At 50.2% G+C, this 5409-nt stretch carries 4 protein-coding genes and 1 pseudogene; 1 reads left to right on the forward strand and 4 read right to left on the reverse strand.

The window, feature by feature from the left end:
- The 4 genes from ABYP33_RS17125 to ABYP33_RS17140 form a co-directional block, all read right to left on the reverse strand.
- The coding region (locus ABYP33_RS17125; protein WP_373092369.1) for an efflux RND transporter permease subunit at positions 1–969 on the reverse strand (969 nt) is incomplete at its 3' end.
- Positions 963–2990 carry an efflux RND transporter periplasmic adaptor subunit gene (locus tag ABYP33_RS17130; RefSeq protein ID WP_373092370.1) on the reverse strand — a complete coding sequence of 676 codons (2028 nt, stop codon included), beginning with the start codon at positions 2988–2990 and terminating at the stop codon, positions 963–965. The genes ABYP33_RS17130 and ABYP33_RS17125, both read right to left, overlap by 7 nt.
- The gene (locus ABYP33_RS17135) at positions 2987–4408 is read right to left on the reverse strand and encodes a TolC family protein (protein ID WP_373092371.1); all 1422 of its coding nucleotides are present in this window, start codon (positions 4406–4408) and stop codon (positions 2987–2989) included. Before ABYP33_RS17135 ends, ABYP33_RS17130 begins: the two co-directional genes overlap by 4 nt.
- 81 nt (positions 4409–4489) lie before the next feature.
- Complete coding sequence (locus tag ABYP33_RS17140; protein WP_159268325.1) at positions 4490–4858, reverse strand: hypothetical protein; 369 nt, start codon at positions 4856–4858, stop codon at positions 4490–4492.
- 187 nt (positions 4859–5045) lie between these two features.
- Between ABYP33_RS17140 and ABYP33_RS17145 the strand changes: the two are divergent.
- Positions 5046–5409 (forward strand): annotated as a pseudogene (locus tag ABYP33_RS17145) (site-specific integrase); the annotation flags it as partial.

Raw genomic sequence — 5409 nt, forward strand, 5'->3', positions numbered from 1 at the left:
CTTAACCTCCTCCAAGCGAGCTTTAACTCGATTTATGACGTCTAAGGCATTTTCGCCAAAGCGCATGACCACGATGCCGCCGACGGCTAAGCCTTCGCCATTAAGCTCGGCACTGCCGCGCTGCATTGCGGGCCCTAGTGACACGGTCGCAATGTCTGACACCTTTACAGGAATACCATCGCCGGTTGTGCTTAGCACGACGCTTTCTAGATCTGCCGTTGAGGTGATGTAGCCTCTACCACGAATAAAATGCTCGTGGCCTGATATTTCTAGAACCCTGCCACCCACATCATTATTTGAGCGTCGTAGTGCAGCGGCGACTTTTTGTAGCGGAATGTTATAGGCGGCCAAACGGTCAGGGTCGATATTAACCTGATATTCTTTTTCATATCCGCCAACGGATGCCACTTCCGCAACACCTTGTACCGCCTCCAACGCATAGCGTAAATTGAAGTCTTGCAGGCTGCGCAATTCTGAGAGGCTAGTGTTCCCCGTTTTGTCACTAAGGGCATATTGATAAACCCAGCCAACCCCAGTCGCATCCGGCCCTAAGGTCGGGGTAACGCCGTCTGGCAAATCCGCACTGGCGCTATTGAGGTATTCCAATACGCGTGAACGCGCCCAATAAATATCGGTGCCATCTTCAAAAATGACGTAGACAAACGACAACCCCATAAAGCTTTGGCCACGCACAAATTTCACTTCAGGTGCTGCGAGCAGGGTGGTGCTTAACGGGTAGGTTATTTGATCTTCCACTAAATCGGGACTGCGCCCCGGCCAGTCGGTAAAAACAATGACTTGGGTGTCTGACATATCGGGAATTGCGTCGAGCGGCGCGGCCATGAGAGAGCGCCAACCCCAGAGTGATGCTCCCACACACAGCAATATTGTGAGTAGCCAGTTACGGGCACAAAAGCTAATTAGCGACGCAAGAAAACCCTGCGGATGATTGCTTTGAGGATTTACCATTGCGCAATCCCCGTTTTCAGTTTCGCTTCAGCGGCAATTAAGAAATTACCAGACGTGATTACCTGTTCACCGCCGGATAAGCCCTCTGTAATTTCTATCCAGCCTTTTGTTCTCTGGCCAGTGTTGACTAAGACGGGTTTTATTTTCCCCTCGCTTCCTAAATCCACAAATACAACACGGGTTTCTCCCGCAATCATGACGGCTTCGTCTGGCACCCAAAGGCGTTTACCTAATTCCTTGTTGAAGTGAACCTGAGCGTACATATCCGGCCTGAGCTCGCCATCGCTGTTGTCGAGAATTAATCGAATGCGAGTGGTGCGGGTGAGGGGATTGACGCTTGGGTAAATGTAATTAATCTTAGCGCTGTATTCTCGATCACTGAGGTTTTGCATACTAACGGTAGCGGACATTCCCTTTTCCAGTAACGACAAATCCGCTTCATAGACCTCCGCCTCAACCCAAATAGTCGAGAGATCAGCCAATTGCAGCAGCATACTGCCGGCTTTCGCATAGCTGCCACTCACGATGGATTTATTCACCACGACGCCACTTTTCTCGGCGTAAATTGGCAGAAACTCGATTGGCCTACCGCGCTGCTCTAGTGCGCGTATGTCAGCATTAGAAATATTCCATAGACTTAAGCGGGAGCGGGCGGCCTTTAGCAAGCTGTCGTCTGATCCACGACTTTCTAATCGACCTCGAGTTTCTAAATACTCTTGTTGTGCTGATAGCAGTTCTGGGCTGTAAACCGTGAACAGTACTTGGCCACGCTCGACACGGGCACCAATAAAATCCGCTTTTAACTCACCAATCCAGGTATCAAATTTCAAATTTATTTCGCTAGCACTGTGCTGGTCGTAGGCAATACGTCCCACCGCCGTGATCGATTTACTGAGCTCTCGGTATTCTGCTGTCGCCGTTTTTATGCCGATTAATTGTCTTCTGCGAGCATCAATACTAATGACTCCAGACTGCGTTTGTTGTTTGCTGACCGGCACTAAATCCATGCCGCAGATAGGGCAAGATCCCGGGGCGGCCGCGCGAACTGAGGTGTGCATTGAGCAGGTGTAATGCGAAATTCCCGCAGGTGTTGCTGTTGCAGCATGTAACTCGCTGCTGCCAGTTTGGCCGGTCAGAATTAAATCGCCGTGGCCCAGTAAGTCACTGGATACGTCGATAGCAAAGTCGTAATCCCCTGCTTGTGGCAGGACAATAGTGCCGTGGTAATGGCCATCCGTACTTGGCAGCAACGCCACAAGGGCGGCATTGTCTTGCGCTGGAGTGTCCTCGGCATCCGGGTTTGTCATCGACTGCTCAAGTGCTGATTTGACTAGCAGGCGAACATCGAGATTGTTCAGCGCATTACTCTGCCTGTCCTGCACAGTAATTATCAGCGGATTATCACCTTGGCGGAGTTCGGCATTTTCTAATAACGCCGCTTTGATAAGGTATTTTCCAACGGTATAGAAACCTTGCTTATTTAAACTAAGGTCGACACCTGGCGTAGAGGGAAATGTGGCTTGGTTGTCGTTAACGGGCATTTCACCGGCAATTGATACTCCGCCGCCACTAATAGTGAGGCCTGAGCGTCCAGTCGCCATATCAAAACTGAGATCGGCTGACTTATTGTCTTTGCTGATTTGTAATTTTAATGGCCATTCACCGCGCATAGCGAGGTCGAATTCGGCAGTATAAATGCCGGGGGAAACCTCATTAAATACCACGGGCGCTCGCATTGACGGCATGCTGCCCATTGCCGCCATTTCTGCTTGCCCACGAATTTTTGCCTCGGGAATGGGGTTTCCCTTGGTGTCTCTCAATCGCAAAATGGCAGTGTTGTTGCCCACTGAGGGGAGGTCATCCTTGAATGCAATGGCGATGTGATAATCGTCCGTGCGATATTCTTTTGCGTCATTCATTTGCTGAGTGAAGACATCGGTAGATGAACGATAAACATAGCTAAAATAACTTAAAGCCACGACCATAATAATAATGATGCTGACAAGCAATCGCTGTTTCATTGTGCGTGCTCCGAGGTGATATTTGTTTTGATATTTGCGGTAGCGCTATTTTGACTCGCCGCCATGTTGCTGTGCTGCTGGCTACTTTTGGGCAAGGCCAACGGCCCGCCGAGCGCGTTCTCAAGTGCGGCTTTTGCAATTTGGTAATCAGTGCGAGCGCGCTGTAAGCTCAATTCGGCATCGAGATGAACTTGCTCGGCGCTTATCAATTCACTAAAACGACCGCCCCCTGCACCATAAGCAGCGCGCGTCGCACTTAGACTCTCGGCTGTTCTCGGTAATAAATCGTGTTCATATAGGGCTATGGTATGCAGCGCTTCGTTGACGAGGACACGGGATTCTTCTAAACCCCCTAGCACCTGTGAACGCAGCTCATCTAATTCAGACTGCCAACCAACGGTGTTCGCCCGGGACTCATCTCTAGCGGCGCGATATTTATCCCGTCCTAGTGGTAAGTTAATACCAATACCGACTACCCAGCGTTTGGCCGTTTCATCCCAAAGGCTGTTATAGCCAGTGAATAATTTAAAATCCGGATAGAAATCTTTGTCAGCAAGTTGTTCCCTATCGCGACTCGCTGCTATTCGTTGCTCGGCAGCTGTTAGACCGGGGTGCTGACTCAGGGCGATAAGCCGTAGCGTATCAAAATCAGGGATAGCCGTTGGGTGAGGGAGGGCGTTTGAGAGCGCAATGTCCGCGGTAGTACTGCGATTGAGCAAGGTGTTTATTTGCGCACGCAGGGTCGCCATTTGCCGTCGCAATTGAACGCTTCGGTGGCGAATATGCTGAAGTTCTACCTCTGCGAGCAGCACGTCTGGTTGATTGGTTATCCCCGCAGCGTAGCGAGCTTCTGCCACGCGACGAAGTTCATCAACTAAGGTGCTATTGCGCTCATTAATGGTAATAGCCTGATGAATGTAGTTCCACTGCGCATAGTAGATGAGCGCCACTGTACGTAGCTCTAGCCGCCGCAGCGCGAGATTACCACGCTCTGCCTCCGCTGCTTTAGTCGCCGCGTCGCCGCGTAAACGAAGCTTTCCCGGCCATGGAAGCGTTTGCGTTAATTCCAATCGAACATTGCTGCCGCGCCCGTTCGGCGAGTTGTAACCGCCGATAGTGTCAGGGGCAACCGCAGTAAACAGTTGTGGGTCAGGCAGGGCAGTAGACTGAACAATGCGCGCTTCGGCACCACGAACAGCAGCTTCAAGGGCAGTTATCCCAGGGTTGGCACGCAGCGCTTCGTCAACGAGCGCCTGAGCAGACATTGTTGAACCCGATGCCGATGACAGCGTTACCGAGTGGGGGTATTCCTCAGCAGCATATAGTGCTGGGGCAAAAATCAGGGGCAAGGCTGCGACGACCGCAACAACAAAACGTCGGGACAGGGCGGCGATACACCACCAATATTGGGCGAACATAAGCAATCCTCATAAAATACCTTTTGCTTGGCGCTATAAATAGGCCAAACCACGCACCGTTGTCCGGTGCCTATTAGTAAATTATGAAAATTTTGGGGGTCGGTGCAGTAAGCGTTGAAACGCTGGATTGGGCGGAAGCGGGAGGGAGAATGTCGGGGATGCCGGTATTTTCTCTAGTGCTGCGATAGGGAGGGGTGGTAGAAAACTTGCCGTTAGTCCGCCAATGCCACAATCGATGTTTTCACAGCTATTATTGCTATCCACACAGCAGCAGTTTGCTGGTGTATCGCAATCACCCTGCATATCAGTGGTTTGCATGTTCGGCGTCATGTGCTCAGCCGCAACGGCCGTTGTTGGATCACAATAGGCCGCCTGCAATACGCTGCCCCAGCCCGATGTGGTAAACAACATCAGCGAAAGGATAAGTATGTAGGTGAGGCGCTTTTTCATTCGACGATTTTATTCTTTCCCTGCTTGAGCTGCAAGACGTTCATTTCAGATGGCTTTTTAGAATTACCATGAGGAGGTCATAGCTATAAAATATCCGATACGGTGACGTATTGGAAATAGGGCGTGAGGGGTGCTAGAATACAGATAGTCGATTATATACTCTTATCTGTAGATATCAGGAAAATCCATGGCTATTCCTAAACCTGTCCCGCTGTACCCGACATACAAAGACCTCAAAGCTGTAAAGCTTGAAGAGTTTCCCGACCTCGCAGCCGTGTTAGCCGATACCGATCAATGGAAATCTAAAGCGTGGCTATGGGGTCAGGAATTTCTATCTTATATTGGTCGCAACAAATCAGAACACACATTCACGCGATTTCGTTCTGAAGTCGAGAAATTTCTGCTCTGGGCATTTCTCGTCAAGGATAAGCCTATCGACCAATACCGAAAAGCCGACATTTTAGAATATGCAGATTTTTGCTGGCGACCGCCATTAACGTGGATATGTTTATCGAATGTTGAGAAGTTTCTGATTAAAGGCGGCCTGTACA

Source organism: Zhongshania sp. (assembly GCF_041584495.1).
Taxonomy (GTDB): Bacteria; Pseudomonadota; Gammaproteobacteria; order Pseudomonadales; family Spongiibacteraceae; genus Spongiibacter.

Bases quoted from the DNA above. Each gene is read 5' to 3' on its own strand.
- ABYP33_RS17130 (WP_373092370.1), bottom strand. From the start codon at position 2,990: ATGAAACAGCGATTGCTTGTCAGCATCATTATTATTATGGTCGTGGCT.
- ABYP33_RS17135 (WP_373092371.1), bottom strand. From the start codon at position 4,408: ATGTTCGCCCAATATTGGTGGTGTATCGCCGCCCTGTCCCGACGTTTT.
- ABYP33_RS17140 (WP_159268325.1), bottom strand. From the start codon at position 4,858: ATGAAAAAGCGCCTCACCTACATACTTATCCTTTCGCTGATGTTGTTT.